The organism is Nocardia concava NBRC 100430, assembly GCF_000308815.1.
Taxonomy (GTDB): Bacteria; Actinomycetota; Actinomycetes; order Mycobacteriales; family Mycobacteriaceae; genus Nocardia; species Nocardia concava.
Genome location: NZ_BAFX01000106.1, coordinates 20,692 through 38,794, shown reverse-complemented (window position 1 = coordinate 38,794; position 18,103 = coordinate 20,692). Strand labels below are relative to the sequence as shown.

Below are 18,103 nucleotides of genomic sequence, written 5' to 3'. Positions count from 1 at the left end.
AAGGTCGGCGTCGGCGGCAAATCCGTCCTGAACTTCGTGGCGGTGGGCCCGGGCGCCACCCAGCTCGTTCTCGAATACAAGCGGGCCTGGGAGCAAGGAATCGAGCCCGCCAAACGTTTCACCTTGAACCTGACGGTTCACTAGTTCACGGTTCACTAGTTCGAGGAGTTGTGTTGTCCAGCATCGAATCCACCATCGATGCCGGATTCGCGGCGAGACACGCGGAACTGGCGCGGGGCTACGGCGGCGGGGGCGATCCCGCGGATCCCGCACTGGTGCAAGCCATGCAGATGGTGCTGCACATTCCCAAGGACGAGCCGCCCGCGCGCAGCGCGCTGCTGGCCGCGGCCGCCTCTGCGGTGGTGGCGCTGTGCCTGGACGAACGGGTCGGTCCGGGCGGCGAATGGGAGGAGCGCTATCTCACCTGGAAGCGCTCCCGCATTCGCAAGGTGGCGCGCCGGGCTCGCGGCGCGCAATGGCTGACGGCGCAGGAAGTCGACGGCGTCACAGTCGAATTCGCGGGCGCGCAGGCGCGGGCACTGGTGCCCGGACCGGTCGGCGATATCGATCCGCGGATCAAGAAGCTTCAGATCAGCGGCACCGAACTGCCCTCGGACGATCCGATCGAAATCGATCCGGAATATCCGGTGCTGTGGGTGAACGCGGAATTGGGTATGACTGTAGGCAAGGCCGCGGCACAGGTAGGGCACGCCAGCATGCTGCTGGCGGGTGCGCTGCCCGTGCGGCGGGCACAGGCCTGGGCCGCGCGAGGGTTCCGGTGCACCGTTGCGGAGGCCGATCCCGGTCGCTGGGCGGACCTGCGACAACGCGTGGCCGAGGGTAGCGCGGTGGCGGTGCGCGATGCCGGTTTCACGGAGGTGGCCCCGGGGTCGATGACGGTGATCGCGGTGCCTTAGTTCGGGTGTCGCACTAGCGAAACCGGATGGTCGTCGCGTTGTCCCAATAGGGCAGTGCGTATCGACTTAGCGCTGTAGGTGGGCAAGGATCGATTTCACGAGTTTCCGCGGAAGGAAACCACGAAATGACAACACTGTTGGTTGTTCTCATCGTGTGGACGGTGCTCTCGGTCCCGGCGGCACTGGTTCTGGCACGCATGTTCCGGTCGACGCGGGACGATGCCCGCGACCGCGGACTGCGGGGGCCCGAGCGCGAACTATCGGAATTCGATACGCGCGCACACGAAATCGCTTATCGTCACCGCACTTCGGGGGAGGACACGCACCGGGTTTACCCACCACGTTGACGATCGTCCGGGGCGGTGGTCCAAGATGGACGGCGTGCCGCAACCGGATCCCGATCTGCTCATCGATTTCAGCGACGTCACCGTCCGACGTTCCGGACATACCTTGGTCGGTCCGGTCACCTGGCAGGTGGAATTGGACGAACGCTGGGTGGTGCTGGGCCCCAACGGGGCCGGCAAGACCTCCCTGCTGCGCATGGCCGCCGCCGAGATGCACCCGACCTCGGGTGTCGCCAACCTGCTCGGGGAGACGCTGGGCCGGACCGACATCAATGAACTACGCCCGCGCATCGGCATCTCCTCGGCGGCCGTCGCCAGCCGGGTGCCGTTGGACGAGAAGGTCGCCGACCTGGTGGTGTCGGCCGGATACGCGGTGATGGGGCGCTGGCGGGAGCGCTATGACGATATGGATACCGACCGGGCGGTCGATATTTTGGAAAGCCTGGGGGCCGAACACCTTTCCGATCGGACATACGGGACATTGTCGGAGGGTGAGCGCAAGCGGGTCCTCATCGCCCGCGCGCTCATGACCGATCCGGAACTGCTGCTGCTCGACGAACCGGCCGCCGGACTCGACCTGGGCGGGCGCGAGGAACTGGTGGAGCGGCTCGGCGACCTGGCCGCCGATCCCGACGCACCCGCGACCGTGCTGGTCACCCACCACGTGGAGGAGATCCCGCCGGGATTCACCCACGGCATGCTCCTCAACGAGGGCAGCGTGGTGGCGCAGGGACTGCTCACCGACGTGCTGACCTCCGAGAATCTGAGTGAGGCTTTCCGCCAATCGATTCAGCTCGACCGCATCGACGGCCGCTACTTCGCCCGCCGTAGCCAGCGCTTCGGTAGGCACCGGAATCGCTGATCGGGATCGGTCCTGATCGGCTGAATCGTCCTCCCGCAACCTCTCTCGCAAACCTCGGCGCGCTGCGATTGCATCCGGCATCGGTCACGGGCAAACTGTCCGCAACTGCCGTGTACGGAGGGAGCGGGGCGTGTCCCGGAGCATTGGTGTGATCGCGATCATCGCCGTCGCACTCGCCGCGACCGCATGCGTGGCCGATCCACCGGCGGCCCAGCGGGTTTCGAACTCCCATGCTGCGGAAACGCTCGGCAAGGCGGCCGTGCCCGCGGATCTGAACGGTAAGACGGTGCAGCTCAGCTATGACACCGGCTCGGGTGGGACGATCATGTTCTCCACCGACGGGCGGACCGTCACCTACACCGCCGCGGACACCGGACGGCAGACCAGTACTCCGGTCGCGGTGGAGGCGATCGAGGCGGGCATCTTCCTGGTTACCTGGACCGACGACACCGGCGCGGTGGTCAGTCAGGTGCAGGACTATCGGACCGGTCGGGTCGAGGGCACCTGGACCCGCCGCGACGGCTCCGGCCAGCCCGTGATCGAAACCCGGGTCGGTTCAGTCCATTTGACGGACTGAACCGAATCACCTCGTCATTCCGGCGTGCTTTTGGCCGGAATCCACTGCAACCGGTGTGGATCCCGGCCAAAAACATGCCGGGATGACGGGTATGGTCCGAATGTGAGCGAAGCAATAGCCCAGCCCGATTCGCAGCCCGCGGCCGCGCCCGTCAAGGACGCTTCCACGGTCATGCTGGTGCGCGACGGTGCGCACGGGCCCGAGGTGTTCCTGCAGCGTCGAGTCGGCGGCATGGCCTTCGCGGCCGGGATGACCGTCTTCCCGGGCGGCGGGGTGGATCCCTCCGATGCGTCCATCGCATTGGATTGGACGGGGCCCGAACCGGCTTGGTGGGCCGAGCGATTCGGCATCGACGCGGGCCGCGCGCAGGCTCTGGTCTGCGCGGCCGTGCGCGAGACCTTCGAGGAATGCGGCGTGCTGCTGGCGGGCCCGACCGCCGACAGCGTGGTCAGCGACACCTCGGTCTACGCCCAGGCGCGCGGGCAGCTGGAGCGCCGCGAGTTGTCCTTCGCCGAATTCCTGACTCGCGAGAACCTGGTGCTGCGCGCGGATCTGCTGCGGCCCTGGGACAACTGGATCACCCCGGTGATCGAGCCGCGGCGCTACGACACCCGCTTCTTCGTGGCGGTGCTGCCGGAGGGTCAGCTGGCCGACGGCGCGACCTCCGAGGCCGAGGTCGTGCACTGGTGCACGCCGAGCGAGGCCATCACCCGCTGGCACGAGGGTCTCGACGTGCTGCTCCCGCCGACCTGGACCCAGCTCGCGGCCCTGAACGAATTCGCCTCCACCGCCGAGATTCTCGCGGCCGAACGGACCATCGAGCCGATCATGCCGGTGTACGACCCGTCCGGCGGCGGTCCGGCGCTGGCCTTCCCGCATGCCGACCGGTACTTCGCGGAGCTGCCGGACAACTCGCGCATCCGGGGTTCGCAGCGACCGGAGTGATCGGTACGCGCTGCCGAAGTTATCGGTACGCGCAGCCCGAAGTAGGGTGATCGGCTGTGGCCGAATTCGTGACCGTGGACCGTGGTGTCGCGGACGGTATTGCCGTCCTGCGCTTCGCGCGCCCGCCGATGAACTTGATCGATCTCCAGGTGGCGCTGGAAGTGTCCGCCGCCGCCGAGGAGATCGCGGCGGATCCCGCGATCGCGGCCGTGGTCGTCTACGGCGACGAGCGCATCTTCTCCGCAGGTGACGAAATGGCCGAGCTGGCCCGGCTCACCCCCGAGCAGGCGCAGGCCATGGCCGCCGACTTCCAGTCGGCGCTGAACTCCCTGGCCCGGCTGCCGCAGCCGACCGTCGCCGCCATCAGCGGCTACGCCCTGGGCTCCGGGCTGGAGTTGGCCCTGGCCGCCGACCGCCGCATCATCGGCGACAACGTGAAACTGGGCCTGCCGCAGATCAAGGCGGGCCTGATTCCCCTGGCCGGAATCCGCCGCCTGAGCCTGCTCATCGGGCCCTCGCACGCCAAGGATCTGGTCTACAGCGGCCGCTTCGTCGATCCCAAGGAGGCCGCCGCGCTCGGCCTGGTCGACGAGGTCGTCGCGCCCGACGATGTCTTCGCCGCCGCCCTGCGCTGGGCGAAGCAGTTCACCGATGGCCCGCGCCTCGCGCTGGCCGCCGCCAAGCGAGTCTTCGAGGCCGGTACGCACGGCCATGATCGCGCCCGCCGCGAGTGGGCCGAGCTGTTCGGCACCGAAGATCAGCAGGTTGGAACACGTTCTTATTTGGTCGACGGTCCGGACGCGGCCCGGTTCACCGGCCGTTAAGCGGCCCGATAACACCGTTCACCGGGGTATTCATTAGGCTGCCCTGCATGACAGTTGGTCCTGAAGACCCCGCGCCGAACCCGCACGCCACCGAGGCAGAGGTCCAGGCCGCGTATAGCGACAACAAGCTGGCCCAGGTCCTGTACCACGACTGGGAAGCCGAGACCTACGACGAGAAGTGGTCGATCTCCTACGACGAGCGCTGCATCGAATACGCGCGCGGTCGTTTCGACGCCGTCGCGCCGAGCGAGGAAGTGCCCTACGAGCGTGCCCTCGAACTGGGTTGCGGCACCGGCTTCTTCCTGCTGAACCTGATGCAGGCGGGCGTGGCCAAGCGCGGCTCGGTCACCGACCTGTCGCCGGGCATGGTCAAGGTCGCCACCCGCAACGGCCAGAACCTGGGCCTGGACGTGGACGGCCGCGTCGCCGATGCCGAGACCATCCCCTACGAGGACGACACCTTCGATCTGGTGGTCGGCCACGCGGTGCTGCACCACATCCCGGATGTGGAGCTGGCGCTCAAGGAGTGCCTGCGCGTGCTCAAGCCGGGCGGCCGCTTCGTGTTCGCCGGTGAGCCCACCACCATCGGCAACCTGTACGCCCGCAAGCTCGGCCAGGTCACCTGGAAGATCACCACCAACGTCACCAAGCTGCCGTTCCTCAGCGACTGGCGGCGCCCGCAGTCCGAGCTGGACGAGTCCTCCCGCGCCGCCGCCCTCGAGGCCGTCGTCGACCTGCACACCTTCGACCCGTCCGACCTCGAGCGCATGGCTCGCAGCGCGGGCGCCGTCGACGTGCTGGCCAAGACCGAGGAATTCGCCGCCGCCCTGTGGGGCTGGCCGGTGCGCACCTTCGAGGCCGCCGTCCCGGAGGAGAAGCTGACCTGGCGCTACCGCATGGCTCAGTACAAGGCCTGGCTCGCCTTCTCCGCGCTGGACGAGAAGGTCCTGCGCCACGTGGTGCCCCGCCAGTTCTTCTACAACGCCATGATCACCGGCGTGAAGCCCGGCGCCCCCTCCATCTCTGCCAAGTAGGCAGGCTCCACGAATCCCCGTGGGCTACGCCTTCTCTCGCGACGACATCGCCTACCTCGCCAGTCCGGCCGGCGCGGCCGCCCTGGCCGAGGTGGACGATTTCGCGCTCACCCCCGCCTCGCTCCTGAAGGATCTGGAGCGACTTCGCAAGTCCTTCGGCGACCACACTCCCGCCCTCGTCGAGACGATCCGCCTGCGCCGCCGCGCCAGCGCCAAACTCGACGGCGCGCAGGAGTGGCTGTTCACCGACGACGCCCTGCAACAGGCGACGCCGACGGCGGTGGCCCGGCATCGCGCGCAACGCCTCGCGGGCCGAACTGTTCATGACGTAACTTGCTCTGTCGGAGCGGAATTGGCGGCCCTGGCACCGGTCTGCCCGGCCGTGATCGGCAGCGACCTGGACATCGTCCGCCTGGACATGGCCGCCCGCAATCTCGCCGAGGCGCGAAATGTGTTGCTGGCCAAGGCGGATGCGCTCGTTCCGTGCAGTACCGCCGAGGTGGTGATCGCCGATCCGGCGCGCCGCGCCGACGGACGCCGCACCCACGATCCGGCCAAACTGCAACCGCCGCTGCCGGATCTGCTCGCGGCGTACTCCGGTCGGGACCTCGCCGTGAAGTGCGCTCCCGGACTGGATTTCGACAAGCTCGCCTGGCCGGGCGAGGTCGAGGTGGTCTCGCTCGACGGCGCGGTGCGCGAGGCCTGCCTGTGGTCACCGGGCTTGGCGGAGTCCGGTGTCACCCGCCGCGCCACGGTGCTCTCCGCCGCCACCGAGCCGTGGATGCTGACCGACGCCGACCCCGATGACATTCCCGAACGCGAGCCGGGGGAGTGGATCATCGATCCGGACGGCGCGGTGGTCCGCGCCGGTCTGGTCCGCCACTACGCCGCGAAACACGGTCTGTGGCAACTGGATCCGCGCATCGCCTACCTCACCGGCGACAAGGTGCCCGAGGGCGTGCGCGGCTTCCGCATCCTCGACCGCATGGAATTCCGTGAGAAGCCGCTGCGCGCCGAACTCCACCGCCGCGATTGCGGACCCCTGGAGATCCTCACCCGCGGTGTGGACATCGATCCGGATGTCCTGCGTAAGCGCATCAAACCCACCGGTTCTCAGCCGCATACGCTGGTGATCACCCGAATCGGCCGCACGGCAACGGTTTTCCTCTGCGCCACCCCGTAGCGCCGCGATATTCAGCCCAGGACCGGGAAGTTGGACCGGAAGACGCCCTCGGGGTCGCGGGTGCGCTTGAGCCGGCGCAGGCGGTCCAGGGCGGCGGGGGAGAAGGCGTGGGCCGGGCCTTCGGAGGGCGTCAGGAAGCCGAAGGGCTTGCGGCCCGACGCATTCAGGCCGTTCGCCAGGGATTGCTGACTGTCCGAGATCGCGTCGGACAACTCCGCGCTGAGGGGGAGCCCGACCGTGTAGAGCAGATACGGTTCGGTGATCGGGCCGTGCGGTGTGTCGGAGGGCCGCGCGAGTGCGCCGCCGAGGTGGCGCAGCTGGACGCTGAGCAGGGGTGAGATCGGTTCGGCCGCCAGGAATTTCGCGGCTACCTCGTCGAAATCCGGTAGCAGCTCGGCGCGGCCCTGGCGCGGGCCCGGATCGGTCGGCTCGGCGGTGATGGCGGGCAGACCACCGGCGCGAAGGGGGCCGCGGCCGTCGAAGATCGGCGGGCCGAGGCGTTCGGCGGGGCTCATCAGCTCCCGGGCCGCGGTGGCCGAGCCCAGGTAGGTGTGGTCGAGGGCGACCACGGGCGCGGCGGCGCCGGGGAGCTGCAGCAGGGTCAGCCACACCGTGAGTTCTTCCGGTGCGCCGCTGGTGATCTCGCGGAAGACCGCGAGGGCGTCCGCGATCTTGTCGGCGTTCCAGAGCATGCGGCCGCCGAAGAGCTCCGGCGCGGGCCGCAGGTCGAACTCCATGGCCGTCACGAGGGCGAAGTCGCCACCGCCGCCGCGCAGTGCCCAGAACAGCTCCGGATCGGTCGCGGCGGTCACCCGCGCGGGCGTGGCCTCGGCGGTGATCACGTCGAAGGCGGTGACATGGTCGGCGGCCCAGCCGAATCGGCGCGCGAACCAGCTCAGCCCGCCGCCCAGGGTGTACCCGACCACGCTCACCACCGGGGAACTGCCTGCCACCGGCAGCAGATCGTAATCCTGTGCGCCCGTGCACACTTCACCCCATTCTGTCCCGGCCCAGACCCGAGCCGACCGGGCATCGGGATCGATCCGCATGCCGGTGAGCGCCGCGGTGCGTACCAGGATCGTGCCGTCCACATCGCCGGTCGCGCCGTGCCCGCTCGGCTGGGCCGACACGGTCAGCCCGCGGTCCCGGGCGAAGGCCACGAGCGCCGCCGCGTCCCATGCGTCGGCGACATCGACCACCGCGGCCGCCCGCTGCTCGACCGCGCGATTCCATGGCTGCCTTGCGGCGTCGAAACCGTCGTCCCCGGCCAGGGTGACGCGGCCGCGTACCGCGGTGCGCAGATCTGAAAGGTCATGCATGACAGTGCCTTTTCGTCGTTGAACCGAACGCCGGGAGCCGTGCGGCGGCCGGGCGTCGGGGTCGGTCGACCCGTGTTCAATATAGGCACATGAAGTGATTATCCGCCAGACTGGCAATCACTAGAAATGCGTTGTATGTTCGGGTGAGGCCGGATCAGCCCTGGTAGGTGGCGTGGGTCGGCTGCATGACGAGAACGACTCGATCCGGGTGATCGCCGACCGGCTTCTGATACGGCAGGTCATAGCGCTGGGCCAGGACGTCGAAGAAGTCGCCTTCGGGGTCGGTGTCGATGCGTTCGATGACGCCGCGGACCTCGAGATAGCGGTAGGGGGCGTCCGGGTCGTTGATGCTGACCGCCACGTGCGGGTCGCGAGATGTGTTGCGGTGCTTGGCCCTTGTGGTCGTGGTGGTGAAGCGGAGGAATTCGCCGTCCCAGATCTGCCAGATCGGGGTGACCTGCGGGGTGCCGTCGGGGTTGAGGGTGGCCAGGTGGGCGAACAGGGGGCGGGTCAGCAGGTCGGCGTACTTGTCGGGGATGACGGGGTGGGACATGGAATGCCTTTCGGGCGGATCGGGTCGCAAGGTGCGAGAGCGAAGATAGATTAGAACTCTAATTATCGTCAAGGTTCGAACAAGTGGATGGGTTATCATCCCGGGGTGACGTCGATGCCTGTCGAAGAGCGGCTGGGGACCTTCATCAAGCGTGCCGAACAGGCGCTGATGGGTGCGAAGAATGCCGCGTTGAAACCGGCGGGCGTGACCATCCCGCAGTATGCGGCACTCTATGTGCTCAGCGAGAATCCGGGGATTTCGGCGGCGGAGCTGGCGCGGCGGTGTGGCGTCACACCGCCGACGATGAACACTGTTCTCACGAATCTGCGCGAGCGCGGGTTCATCGAGCGCACGCCGCATGCCTGGCATCGCAATGTGCTGGAGACGCGGCTCACCGATGAGGGTCGCAAGGTCATGCATGCCGCCGACAAGCGGGCGGTGCCGGTGGAGCGCGCGCTGGCCGCGGAGTTCACCGACGCCGAACGCGAGGCGCTCATCGCCATGCTCGAGCGCGCGGCCACCGCCCTGGATGCGGTGCGCCCGGACTGATCCCTTGCGGTGTGGCCGGGCTGATCCCTACGGGTTCCCGGTGATGGCCTCGAAGTCGGTGACGAATCTGGTTAGGAGCCGGGCGAATTCGGCGCGCTCGCGGTCGGCCCAGTCGGCGGTCGTCTCGGCGAATATGGCCTGACGGTTGGCGTGCGCGCGGTTGAGGGCCGTGCGGGCGGTGGGGGTGAGGTGCAGCTGGATGCGCCGGGCGTCGTGCTGATCGGCGCGGCGTTCCAGGAGTCCGTCGGCGACCGCGCGCGCCACCAGGCGGCTGGCGCGCGGCTGATCGACGCCCAGGGCGGTGCCGACCTCGCTGACGGTGGCCTCGCCGTCGCGGGCCTCGATCGCGTCGAGGACGCCGAACAGGGTCGGATCGACGGCCGGGCCGCCCGCGCGGGCCGCGAATTTGTTGAGGGCGCGGCGACTTTGGCTGCGCCGGATGGCCACCATGGCGCGCTCTATGGCGACGATCGCGGGGTCGCTGTCCTTCGCGGGATCGTTGTCCTTCACGCTTGCCATCTTACAATTACTTGCTAAAGTACATGCAGATGTAAAAGTACAATCGATTGGGAGACCATCATGACCACCCCGAAGCCGTTCGGCTACTGGCTCAAGCACATCGACAAGGGGCTGGAGGAGAACTTCGCGGCGATCCTGGCCACCGAGGGCCTGCTGCGCCGCCACTGGCAGATCCTGCACACCCTCTCGGGCGGCCCGCTCGATGCGGCCGCCCTGGACGTGGCCCTCTCCCCGTTCCTGAACGCCCAGGAACCCACGGCCGCACCGTATCTCGGCGCTCTGCTCGATCGCGGCTGGGTCGCCCTCGGCGATACCGGCGCCTACACGATCACCCCGCAGGGCCTCGACGTGCACGCGAAGCTGTTCGAGCGCATCCAGGTGCTGCGCAACGCCTCCATCGAGGGTCTCAGCGATGACGAGTACCGCACCCTGGTGGACCTGCTGCAGCGCGTCGCCGCCAAGGTCGACGCGTTCGCCTCGGTCTCGCGGTAACCCTCAGGGCTGCTTCACGATTCGAACAGATCGTCGGGCACCCGCTCGATTCTGGTCCAGCCCTTCCAACCCCGTTCCGCCATGATCTCCATGAGCCGCGCCGCGACCGGTGAGGTCTCGATCATGGCGGTGTCCAGCAGGTCGACGAAATGATCGTCGAGCAGATTCGAGAACCGGCCGCCGGGATTGTCGACTTCCACCTCGCCGTCCCGCACGGCGGCGACCATCATGCGCTCGAGGAGGTCCGCGAGCTCGGCGATCCGCGGGTCGTCGACCGTCCAGTCGAGTGCACCGCCTAGTAATCCGTAGAGCCGCACCATGTCCGGCTTGTTCAAGTCCTCGTGCTTCTGCGCGATCACGGCGTCCACCAGATCCGGCACCTGCGCGGAGAGCATGATCCACCCGTCCCGTTCCAGCTCGAGATACCGCTCGTCGACGCCGAGCCCGCGCAGCCGGTCGAGGTAGTCCACCACGCTCTGCGGCAGCGCGAGATGTTCTCCCGCAGCCAGTTTGGCGAGCCGCGCACGGGTGTCCTGCAGCCTGCGGATCTCGGCGCGCAGATCCTTGTCGATGGCCCGGACGCTCTCGGTGAACTCCTCCGGGCCCGCGTCCAAGAGCTCCTGTACGCGCGCCAGTGGCACTCCGGCGGACGCGAGGGCGTGGATCCGGATCAGCCGCAGCACCGCCGCGGCGTCGTAGACCCGATACCCGGACCGGTCGCGCTCCGGTTCCGGCAGCAGCCCGATGCGGTGGTAGTGGCGCACCGCCCGCACGGTCACGCCCGCGTACGCCGCCAGCCGGCTGATGGTCAGCATGACTTCAGACTGCCTGACGGCCTTCCACTTCGGCACGCTCGACGGCGGCGGTCAGCCGCTTGCGCTCCTTGCCGAGACCGCGCTCGACCTCCTGGTGGAACTCGCGCTCGATGGCGCTGAGCTCGGGGTCCTGTGCCCGGCTGACCCGGTGGACGCCGGTGTGGTGGTGCAGGAAGACCTCGGCGAACTCGACCGGATCCGCGCCGATGACCGCCGCGATCGGCGGGGTGCCGTTCATCGCGGCCTGCTCGAACAAGCCGGTGAGATCCTCCAGGATCGGCATCGGCAGCCCCGCCGGGAGGTCGCCCAGCGTGACCCCGCCGAGGTGCGACAGGTACCGCTCCAGCGCCTCGACCGTCGTACGGTACTGCGCGGGAAGCGCTTTGACGTGTGCCCGGTGCTCCCGCCACCTGCGCTTGTCACCGAGGTCGCCGACTATCCGCTCGAGGAATGTCGTCATGATCCGTCTCCATCCTGAAGCTGCCCCGGTCGTTCCGGGGGACTCCCGGCATCAGGATGGCGGGTTGACCCTGGGTCAAGGTCAAGCGTTCGCGGGAATCGGCGCTACTTTTCCGGCTTGAAGACGAACAGTTCGCCGATCCTGGTGGTGACGACGACCTCGCCCTCGGCGCCCACCGCGGTGCCGACCGTGGTGCCCTCCGCGCCCGGCAGCTCATTGGACTGCACCGTCGCGCCGGAATGGGTGTCGAAGGTGACCAGCGTCAGCTTGTCGCCGATCGGCGCGACCGTGTACCCGGTCTGGCCCGCGGTCTGCACGGGCCGCCCGCGTAACTCCAGATCCTTGCGCTCCCAGGCGATCTCGGCGTGATCACCCTTGTCGCGCAGGGCCATCAGATGCCCCTCGTCCCCGGCGGGGATGAGCAGCCCGTCGCTGACGGAGATCCCGCCGCGTGCCGGGAAACCCAGGTCCTGGGTCCATTTGGTCTTGCCGGTGGCGGCATCCACCGCGATCAGCCGGTTGGTGTTGTCGCCGACGTAGACGGTGGCGCCGTCCGCCGAGAGCGCCGGGCTGGTGGCGCTGCCCTCGGTGAGCATCTTCGCGTCCCAGTCGACGCGGACTCCCTTGCCGTCGTAGGTGAGCGCGACCAGCGCGGCGTCACCGTCGCCCGGCTTCCACAGCGTGGCGTAGAACCGTCCCGACTTCTGGTCCACCGCCGACACATTCGCGACCGGGCACTGCGGGCCGCCGGTCGCGCAGTCGTCGAGGCCCTGCCCGTCCGGCGGGCGGTTCAGCGACGCGTTGGCGAGGAAATCGGGCTCGCCGAGCAACTGGAAGGTGGGAATCTCGCGGTCGCCGGTCTGACGGCTGAGCACGTCGATCTGCCCGGATTGCGTGACGGACAGGACATTCCCGTCACTGGTGAACTGCAGCGACACCGGAGTCCCGGCGGCGGGCGTGCGGAAGCGCGGCTGGCCGAGATTGTTGTAGGAGTTCACCGCGCCGTCGTCGCCGACGTACACGTTCCCGCTGCCGTCGACCGCGGAGCCGCCGTCGATGGCGCTGGGACCCATCACATTGCAGAAGCGCTTGCGGCCGGTCGGCATCTGGAACGACACGAGATTGCACCCGGGGGTGCGGGTGGTGACGAACAGCTGCCCGTCGCTGCCGACCATCACCGGCTGCGCGATCGGACTGCCTACGGGCCGTGACCAATTCAGCGCCAGCTTGCGCGATCCGGTCACCGGGGTGGATCCGCTGTTGTGCGCATCGCGGAAGGCCAGTGGCCAGCCCTTGCCGGGGCCGACACCGATATCGTCGATCTTGGTGCTGCCGTACGAGCACGCGGTCAGCGTGAAGAGCCCGGCCGCCGCGGCCGCCAGCACCTTGACTCCCGTGTGCGCGCGTCGGTCACGTCCGGTCTGCCGCCTGCCGTTTCGCACCTGCTGGTGTCCCTTCTGCCAGTACGGAAGTCTGAGGATTCGCGTCGGGCCGCTACAGCCGGACCACAGCCTACTTTCACGCCCATTCGAGGGGGCGGATACCCTCGTTGAAACGTCCGGTGAACACAGGGAGCAAGTTCGTGACGAGCATGTGGGGCGCACCGTTGCGCTCGCGTTGGCGGGGTTCGCGCCGCCGGGATCCGGAGCAGGCCCGTTTCCTCACGCCCGCCTCGCTCAAGTGGGTGCTCGCCAATCGCGCGTACACACCCTGGTATCTGGTGCGCTATTACCGGCTGGCCAAGTTCAAGCTGGCCAATCCGCATGTGGTGTTGCGCGGCATGGTGTTCCTGGGCCGCAATGTCGAAATCCACGCCACCCCCGAATTGGGCCGGCTGGAGATCGGCCGCTGGGTGCACATCGGCGACGGCAACGCCATTCGCTGCCACGAGGGTTCGCTGCGCATCGGCGACAAGGTGGTGTTCGGCAAGGACAATGTCGTCAACACCTACCTCGATATCGAGATCGGCGAATCCACCCTGGTCGCCGACTGGTGCTACATCTGCGACTTCGACCATGTCACCGACGACATCAATATGCCCATCAAGGACCAGGGCATCGTGAAGTCGCCGGTCCGCATCGGCCCCGACACCTGGATCGCCGCCAAGGTCACCGTCCTGCGCTCCACCCTGGTCGGCCGCGGCTGCGTCCTCGGCGCCCACGCCGTGGTCAAGGGCAATATCCCCGACTACTCCATCGCCGTCGGCGCCCCCGCCAAGGTCGTCAAGAACCGCAAGGACGCCTGGGATTCCGCCGCCGAGAAGCGCGCCGCCCACCTCGAGGCCCTCGCCGACATCGAACGCAAGAAAAACGGCGTCACCGCCTCCTGATTTCGTCCCCCCGCGCAGGTAGGTTCACGGCCATGCACAGCTACGCCGCCTTCCTGCGCGGGATCATGCCCAGCAACCCCAACATGCGCAACGAAAAACTCCGCGGCGTCTTCGAGGGCCTGGGCTTCGAAAAGGTCACCACCCTCCTCTCCAGCGGCAACGTCACCTTCCAGTCCAAGGACTCGAAGGTCCCCGCCCTGGAAGCCAAAATCCAAAAAGCCCTCAACGCCGAACTCGGCATCCCCGGCGGCACCCTCATCCGCACCCGAGCCCAGTTGCAAGCTTTGGTCGACTCCGACCCCTTCTCCGGTCTAACCCACTGCCGCGAGACCTACCTGACCGTCACCTTCGTCCGCGAAACCCCCGAGACCCTCCCGGTCTTCCCCGAAGACGACACCAACACGGTCAAAATCGTCCGCTTCGACCCCGACGCCGCCGCCCTCCTCTCCATCATCGACAACACCAACCCCAGCACCACCAACTTCATGCAGGTAGTCGAAAAAACCCTGGGCAAAGACATCACCACCCGCACCTTTCTCACCGTCCAAAAAGCCCTCAAAAAGCTGGACGCCTAACCTATTTCGCTGCGGGCCACCCGGGAATCGGGGGCAGTTCTGCGTACATCGACGGCAGGTCGGCGGGCCGTCGTTGATCGCACGCCGGCCAGTCCGGATCTGATTCGCTGCGCTGCTCCATCCGCGTCGCGATCCAATCTCCGAAAACGTTGCCCGTCGGCCGCTTTGCGGTCCCGGTCTGATCAGCGGGCGGCGCCACAGTGCCCTTGCGGTAGTACGTCAAGACGGTCGGGAATCCGTGTGGTTCCTCGGCGCCGGGCCAGAGGCATACGACGGCTTCGGTCGTTTCGGTGCCCTGGTTATCGATCCGCAGAACATTCAGATAAACGTCCTTGTACGTTGACGGAGAATCCTTTTGACCGATTCCCACAGCTCGCTGATTGGCGGCGGTGAACCCTGGATATTCGTCCTTCCAGCTACCTGAATACAGCACTGCCTGCCAGGATTCGATAAACGCTCGCACGAATGTGGCATCCGGACTGGCCAGTTCCTCGACAGGATTCGTCCAGCGGAACGAGACGGCGAGCTCGGGCCGGGGTGGGGTGGTGGTCGTCTCGTGTGATGCGCTCACGCCGGAGCCACACGCAGAGATCGAGATCGGCACCGCGATGATGGCGATCGATCGCCTCCGCCGCGCCGTGTAGGACATCATTTCACCGGCCCCCTTTCTCCCTCCGGCTTGGCGCCGGTCGGGATGATGCTGTTGTCCCTGCTCCCGTTCGTGAAGCCGTCTTCGAATACGCCGATCGGGTTTCCCGGGATATCGGCGCGACGGAATGCGTTCATGAACGCGTCCGGATAGTGAGTCGCGGCGTCCCAGTCGCGCAGCAGATTCGGTCCCTGCGGGCCAGGGGCGCCGGGCGGCGGCGACATGTCGAATTTCGAAGCGAGATCGGGGTAGACGTTCGCATATCCGGAAGCGAGACTGAATTGCCTCCGCAAGGTGTCGCCGTCGGTCAAGTGGGTGACATCGTCCTTGAGCTGCTTCGATACGTAGTCATCCGGCAGGGGATGGGTGGGATCGCCTGGCGCCGAAAAGGCTTCGAGTTTGATCCACGCGCCGGCCGAGGATGCCAACGCTCCGGTGACCGGACCGACTTGGGGAAGTGCACCGAACCAGGGGGTCGCAGTGTCGACAAGCGCTGTCTTCTCGCTGTAGCGCTGCGCGTATTCCCATTGGCTGTGTGCGCTCAGTGACTGGAGTTGGTGATCGAATCCTTCTTTCATAGCCGTTGTCAGCTGACCCGATCGGAAGCCCAGCGACGTGGCTTGATCTGGGTGAAGACCGGCTTGATACGCGAGATAGTCGTTCCACTGGGACCCGGCCCCATTGATGATCGTCGCCGAGGTCGGATCGGAGTCGAGGATGTTGAACAGCTTCGCCAGATCGCCGACCTTGTCGAGAGGCTGGGCCGAGTGGTTGATCAGCATCGCGTCGGGTACGTGCACGAAGTTGCCGAGGTAGGGGCGCATCGCTTCCGAAAGAGCCTGGGTGACACCCGGATTCACCTTGCCCAGCGAGTCGCCGTTCTCATTGATGTTCAGCGCGAGATGGTCCTCGTTTCGGATCAGCATCCGAGCCAGCGCGTCCGCGGTATGCCCCGCCCGATCGGCGACCCAAGGGTGCTGGGGATCGGGCACGGCTTCGGGGCCGCCGATCCACTTGAAGAGGTTCGCCGCTCCATGTTCGTCCTTGCTCCAGTCATGGCTCAGCACCGACATCACGTGGTCGTCGGCATTGTAGGTGCCGCCGTGGGTGACGGTCGCGCCCATACCGTGGCCGGTGATGAAGTCGGAGACCGCGACGTGGTCGGTGCCGGCGGCGCCGAGCATTTTGTCGGCGACGCCGGCGACGCCGTCCATGAAGTGGTTGTCGTCGTCGTAGCGGTCGGCGATCTTCACGATCTCGGAGGCCTGCTTCAGCATTCCGCGATCGAGGTCGGAGCCGATTCGCAGAGCCGGGTCACCTCGGTTGACGATGTTGGTCAGGGAGGTGAGGCTCTTCTTGTCGACCCAGGGGCCGCCCAGCGAGTCGTGGTAAGGGTTCTCGGTCAGCAGTTCCCTCACGTGTGACGGCAGTTGCTGCATCCCGCCCTGGTTCCCGCTTCCAGCCTGGACCCCGGGGTTGGAGACGATCTGCATCGCGTCGGCCATGGCGGCGTGAACCTGATCGGCCTTGTCTTTCGGTAGTCGATCGCCGACGCCCTCGATCTGGTCGAGATACATACCGTCCTGCGCACGCATCAGGCCGTGCAGGTAGTTCATCTGCTCTCGAGGCACGTCGATCGTTTCGCCGCGCTGCAGTTGCTCCTTCTGCTCGGGTGAGAGGCTGGCGGCGAACCGCAGGCGGGCGATCTGCTCGTCCGTGGCGTTGCCGTCCTCGAACGCCTGCAGGTCCTTCTTGGCTGTCTGCTCGGTAAGGTCCGAGAACGCAGGTGGGATGGACAGTGTGCTCTTCGCCGGTGCGAGATTGCTGATCTCGCCGACGGCCGCGGCGATGACGGGGCCGAGGCGGTCGTCTTCCGCGCCGAGGTGTTTGGCCATGTTCTGCAGGGTGATCGTGCTGTTCGCGGCCTCGTTGTCGTCCTTCTTGTCGACGGCGTGGACGGTGAAGTCCTCGTCGACGCGGAAGTGGCCGCCGCCTTCCAAGGCGTGCACCTTGTTCTGCAGATCGGTGACGGTCGGCTGGAGGGCGAAGACGCCGCGGCAGGCTTCGGCGAGCTGGAAATAGGCGGTGCCGACTGCTCGGATCTGCTGCTTCTCGCGATCCGCGCGACCGGTCGCGGCGCGGTTGGCCGCACCGGACCATTGCAGGTCGTAGATGGTGCGATGCATGGTGTCGGCGCGCTCGTCGATGGCCGTCATGATCTTGTCGGCATCGGTCGCGATGTCCGCGAAGGGTTGCAGATTCCACTTCAGGACCTGGGTCTTGCTGGGCGTTCCCATCTAGACCGCCGCGTTGTTCAGGTCGCCGATGGCTTCCAGCTTCTTCGCCAGGTCCATGTCGGTGCCCTTGAATTGCTCGGCGGTCGCGTACAGCAGTCCGCCGATGCCGTCGAAGCGGGATTTCAAGACGGTCTTGGCCTGGCTGCTGGCCGGGTCCGCGCCTTCCATGGCCTTGGCGACGGCCGATCCGGCCATGGCCCCGGCTGCGCGGCTCGCCCCGAGGTGCGGCACGGTGTCGGCATTGGCGATATCTCCGGCCAGCCCTTTCAGCGTGGTTGCCGCGTTGGTCAGGGAGCGGGGGTTCACCTCGAACGTCACTACGGCCCCTTTGCTGGTAGTTAGCTCGAAATTGAATTGAAGCATGATCCGGGGCGGGTCGAATCGACACCCTGCGCGGCCGCGTGGCGCGCGATACCGTGGGCCGGGTGAGCCTGGGGATTCGAACAGTGGTGGCGGGTCTGGCGTCGGTCGCGTTGGCGGGATCTTTCGCGGCGACCGCACATGCGACACCGTCGGATGGGGTTAGCGGGGTGATTTTGTCGCGGACCACGATTGGCGGGATGGACTACATCCTGCGGGAAATCACCATCGTGCCTGGGGGTTCCACGGGGTGGCATTTTCATGATGGGACGTTGTACGCGTATGTGCGGCAGGGGGAGATCAGTCATTACGGGGCGGACTGCGCTATTGATCAGACCGGTGGGGCGGGAACGTTTTTCGTGGAGCGAGCCGGCACCGGCAACGTTCATATCGAACGGAATCTAGGGACCGAGGCGCAGATACTCGACGTGCTCTATGTGTTGCCCGCGGGGAGTCCGCTGTCGGAGGATGCGCCGAATCCCGGATGCCCCTACAACTGA

General features: G+C 67.1%; 22 protein-coding genes. 13 read left to right on the top strand and 9 right to left on the bottom strand.

Going from position 1 to position 18,103, the window contains the following annotated elements:
* The first annotated feature begins 36 nt into the window (after window positions 1–36).
* From ON43_RS47200 to ON43_RS25130, 8 genes are all read left to right on the top strand, one after another.
* Entirely contained in the window at window positions 37–144 is a 108-nt protein-coding gene (locus ON43_RS47200; protein WP_373283483.1) for a hypothetical protein, read from the top strand.
* Window positions 145–173: 29 nt separating this feature from the next.
* On the top strand, window positions 174–917 hold the full coding sequence (locus ON43_RS25165; protein ID WP_245568736.1) for an aminoacyl-tRNA hydrolase: 744 nt from the start codon (window positions 174–176) through the stop codon (window positions 915–917).
* Between the two features lie 372 nt (window positions 918–1,289).
* The gene (locus ON43_RS25155) at window positions 1,290–2,123 is read left to right on the top strand and encodes an ABC transporter ATP-binding protein (RefSeq protein WP_040811321.1); all 834 of its coding nucleotides are present in this window, start codon (window positions 1,290–1,292) and stop codon (window positions 2,121–2,123) included.
* A gap of 130 nt (window positions 2,124–2,253) precedes the next feature.
* A complete protein-coding gene (locus ON43_RS25150) occupies window positions 2,254–2,700 on the top strand; it encodes a MoaF-related domain-containing protein (RefSeq protein ID WP_157514179.1) in 447 nt (148 codons plus the stop codon).
* Between the two features lie 171 nt (window positions 2,701–2,871).
* On the top strand, window positions 2,872–3,645 hold the full coding sequence (locus tag ON43_RS25145) for an NUDIX hydrolase (RefSeq protein WP_167333458.1): 774 nt from the start codon (window positions 2,872–2,874) through the stop codon (window positions 3,643–3,645).
* A 56-nt stretch (window positions 3,646–3,701) separates the two neighbouring features.
* Window positions 3,702–4,469 carry an enoyl-CoA hydratase-related protein gene (locus tag ON43_RS25140; protein WP_040811317.1) on the top strand — a complete coding sequence of 256 codons (768 nt, stop codon included), beginning with the start codon at window positions 3,702–3,704 and terminating at the stop codon, window positions 4,467–4,469.
* Window positions 4,470–4,516: 47 nt separating this feature from the next.
* On the top strand, window positions 4,517–5,503 hold the full coding sequence (locus ON43_RS25135; RefSeq protein ID WP_040811315.1) for a class I SAM-dependent methyltransferase: 987 nt from the start codon (window positions 4,517–4,519) through the stop codon (window positions 5,501–5,503).
* A 19-nt stretch (window positions 5,504–5,522) separates the two neighbouring features.
* Window positions 5,523–6,686, top strand: coding sequence for a class I SAM-dependent methyltransferase (locus tag ON43_RS25130; RefSeq protein WP_040811310.1), 1,164 nt, complete (start codon window positions 5,523–5,525; stop codon window positions 6,684–6,686).
* A gap of 11 nt (window positions 6,687–6,697) precedes the next feature.
* On the opposite strand, the gene ON43_RS25125 is transcribed toward ON43_RS25130, so the two are convergent.
* Both ON43_RS25125 and ON43_RS25120 read right to left on the bottom strand, forming a co-directional pair.
* A complete protein-coding gene (locus ON43_RS25125) occupies window positions 6,698–8,005 on the bottom strand; it encodes an FAD-binding oxidoreductase (protein ID WP_040811309.1) in 1,308 nt (435 codons plus the stop codon).
* Between the two features lie 154 nt (window positions 8,006–8,159).
* Window positions 8,160–8,558, bottom strand: a complete 399-nt coding sequence (locus ON43_RS25120) for a PPOX class F420-dependent oxidoreductase (RefSeq protein WP_040811308.1) — start codon at window positions 8,556–8,558, stop codon at window positions 8,160–8,162.
* A gap of 114 nt (window positions 8,559–8,672) precedes the next feature.
* Here ON43_RS25120 and ON43_RS25115 point away from each other — a divergent pair, with 114 nt between their 5' ends.
* The gene (locus tag ON43_RS25115) at window positions 8,673–9,107 is read left to right on the top strand and encodes a MarR family winged helix-turn-helix transcriptional regulator (RefSeq protein WP_040811301.1); all 435 of its coding nucleotides are present in this window, start codon (window positions 8,673–8,675) and stop codon (window positions 9,105–9,107) included.
* Between the two features lie 27 nt (window positions 9,108–9,134).
* On the opposite strand, the gene ON43_RS25110 is transcribed toward ON43_RS25115, so the two are convergent.
* A complete protein-coding gene (locus ON43_RS25110) occupies window positions 9,135–9,617 on the bottom strand; it encodes a MarR family winged helix-turn-helix transcriptional regulator (RefSeq protein ID WP_245568735.1) in 483 nt (160 codons plus the stop codon).
* 69 nt (window positions 9,618–9,686) lie between these two features.
* Between ON43_RS25110 and ON43_RS25105 the strand changes: the two genes are divergently transcribed.
* Window positions 9,687–10,118, top strand: a complete 432-nt coding sequence (locus ON43_RS25105) for a winged helix DNA-binding protein (protein ID WP_040811299.1) — start codon at window positions 9,687–9,689, stop codon at window positions 10,116–10,118.
* Between the two features lie 14 nt (window positions 10,119–10,132).
* On the opposite strand, the gene ON43_RS25100 is transcribed toward ON43_RS25105, so the two are convergent.
* From ON43_RS25100 to ON43_RS25090, 3 genes are all read right to left on the bottom strand, one after another.
* The gene (locus tag ON43_RS25100) at window positions 10,133–10,933 is read right to left on the bottom strand and encodes a helix-turn-helix domain-containing protein (RefSeq protein WP_040811294.1); all 801 of its coding nucleotides are present in this window, start codon (window positions 10,931–10,933) and stop codon (window positions 10,133–10,135) included.
* Between the two features lie 4 nt (window positions 10,934–10,937).
* Window positions 10,938–11,393 (bottom strand): DUF1048 domain-containing protein, encoded by a 456-nt coding sequence (locus ON43_RS25095; protein ID WP_040811292.1) that lies wholly within the window; start codon window positions 11,391–11,393, stop codon window positions 10,938–10,940.
* 104 nt (window positions 11,394–11,497) lie between these two features.
* Complete coding sequence (locus ON43_RS25090) at window positions 11,498–12,778, bottom strand: outer membrane protein assembly factor BamB family protein (protein ID WP_040811290.1); 1,281 nt, start codon at window positions 12,776–12,778, stop codon at window positions 11,498–11,500.
* Window positions 12,779–12,984: 206 nt separating this feature from the next.
* Here ON43_RS25090 and ON43_RS25085 point away from each other — a divergent pair, with 206 nt between their 5' ends.
* Window positions 12,985–13,722, top strand: coding sequence for an acyltransferase (locus ON43_RS25085; RefSeq protein ID WP_040811289.1), 738 nt, complete (start codon window positions 12,985–12,987; stop codon window positions 13,720–13,722).
* Between the two features lie 32 nt (window positions 13,723–13,754).
* Window positions 13,755–14,297, top strand: a complete 543-nt coding sequence (locus ON43_RS25080; protein ID WP_040811288.1) for a DUF1697 domain-containing protein — start codon at window positions 13,755–13,757, stop codon at window positions 14,295–14,297.
* 1 nt (window position 14,298) lies between these two features.
* Here ON43_RS25080 and ON43_RS25075 read toward each other — a convergent pair whose 3' ends face one another.
* The 3 genes from ON43_RS25075 to ON43_RS25065 form a co-directional block, all read right to left on the bottom strand.
* The gene (locus tag ON43_RS25075) at window positions 14,299–14,949 is read right to left on the bottom strand and encodes a hypothetical protein (protein ID WP_157514178.1); all 651 of its coding nucleotides are present in this window, start codon (window positions 14,947–14,949) and stop codon (window positions 14,299–14,301) included.
* On the bottom strand, window positions 14,946–17,162 hold the full coding sequence (locus tag ON43_RS25070; RefSeq protein ID WP_157514177.1) for a TPR repeat domain-containing protein: 2,217 nt from the start codon (window positions 17,160–17,162) through the stop codon (window positions 14,946–14,948). Before ON43_RS25070 ends, ON43_RS25075 begins: the two co-directional genes overlap by 4 nt.
* Before the next feature lie 81 nt (window positions 17,163–17,243).
* Entirely contained in the window at window positions 17,244–17,561 is a 318-nt protein-coding gene (locus ON43_RS25065; protein WP_040811285.1) for a type VII secretion target, read from the bottom strand.
* Between the two features lie 107 nt (window positions 17,562–17,668).
* Here ON43_RS25065 and ON43_RS25060 point away from each other — a divergent pair, with 107 nt between their 5' ends.
* Entirely contained in the window at window positions 17,669–18,103 is a 435-nt protein-coding gene (locus ON43_RS25060) for a cupin domain-containing protein (RefSeq protein ID WP_086008015.1), read from the top strand.

Excerpts from the sequence above, each read along its gene's own strand:
- ON43_RS25145 (WP_167333458.1), top strand. The coding sequence starts at position 2,872 with ATGCTGGTGCGCGACGGTGCGCACGGGCCCGAGGTGTTCCTGCAGCGT.
- ON43_RS25100 (WP_040811294.1), bottom strand. The coding sequence starts at position 10,933 with ATGCTGACCATCAGCCGGCTGGCGGCGTACGCGGGCGTGACCGTGCGG.
- ON43_RS25105 (WP_040811299.1), top strand. The coding sequence starts at position 9,687 with ATGACCACCCCGAAGCCGTTCGGCTACTGGCTCAAGCACATCGACAAG.
- ON43_RS25095 (WP_040811292.1), bottom strand. The coding sequence starts at position 11,393 with ATGACGACATTCCTCGAGCGGATAGTCGGCGACCTCGGTGACAAGCGC.
- ON43_RS25070 (WP_157514177.1), bottom strand. The coding sequence starts at position 17,162 with ATGACGGCCATCGACGAGCGCGCCGACACCATGCATCGCACCATCTAC.
- ON43_RS25115 (WP_040811301.1), top strand. The coding sequence starts at position 8,673 with ATGCCTGTCGAAGAGCGGCTGGGGACCTTCATCAAGCGTGCCGAACAG.
- ON43_RS25135 (WP_040811315.1), top strand. The coding sequence starts at position 4,517 with ATGACAGTTGGTCCTGAAGACCCCGCGCCGAACCCGCACGCCACCGAG.
- ON43_RS25075 (WP_157514178.1), bottom strand. The coding sequence starts at position 14,949 with ATGATGTCCTACACGGCGCGGCGGAGGCGATCGATCGCCATCATCGCG.
- ON43_RS25125 (WP_040811309.1), bottom strand. The coding sequence starts at position 8,005 with ATGCATGACCTTTCAGATCTGCGCACCGCGGTACGCGGCCGCGTCACC.
- ON43_RS25155 (WP_040811321.1), top strand. The coding sequence starts at position 1,290 with ATGGACGGCGTGCCGCAACCGGATCCCGATCTGCTCATCGATTTCAGC.
- ON43_RS25120 (WP_040811308.1), bottom strand. The coding sequence starts at position 8,558 with ATGTCCCACCCCGTCATCCCCGACAAGTACGCCGACCTGCTGACCCGC.
- ON43_RS25085 (WP_040811289.1), top strand. The coding sequence starts at position 12,985 with ATGTGGGGCGCACCGTTGCGCTCGCGTTGGCGGGGTTCGCGCCGCCGG.
- ON43_RS25080 (WP_040811288.1), top strand. The coding sequence starts at position 13,755 with ATGCACAGCTACGCCGCCTTCCTGCGCGGGATCATGCCCAGCAACCCC.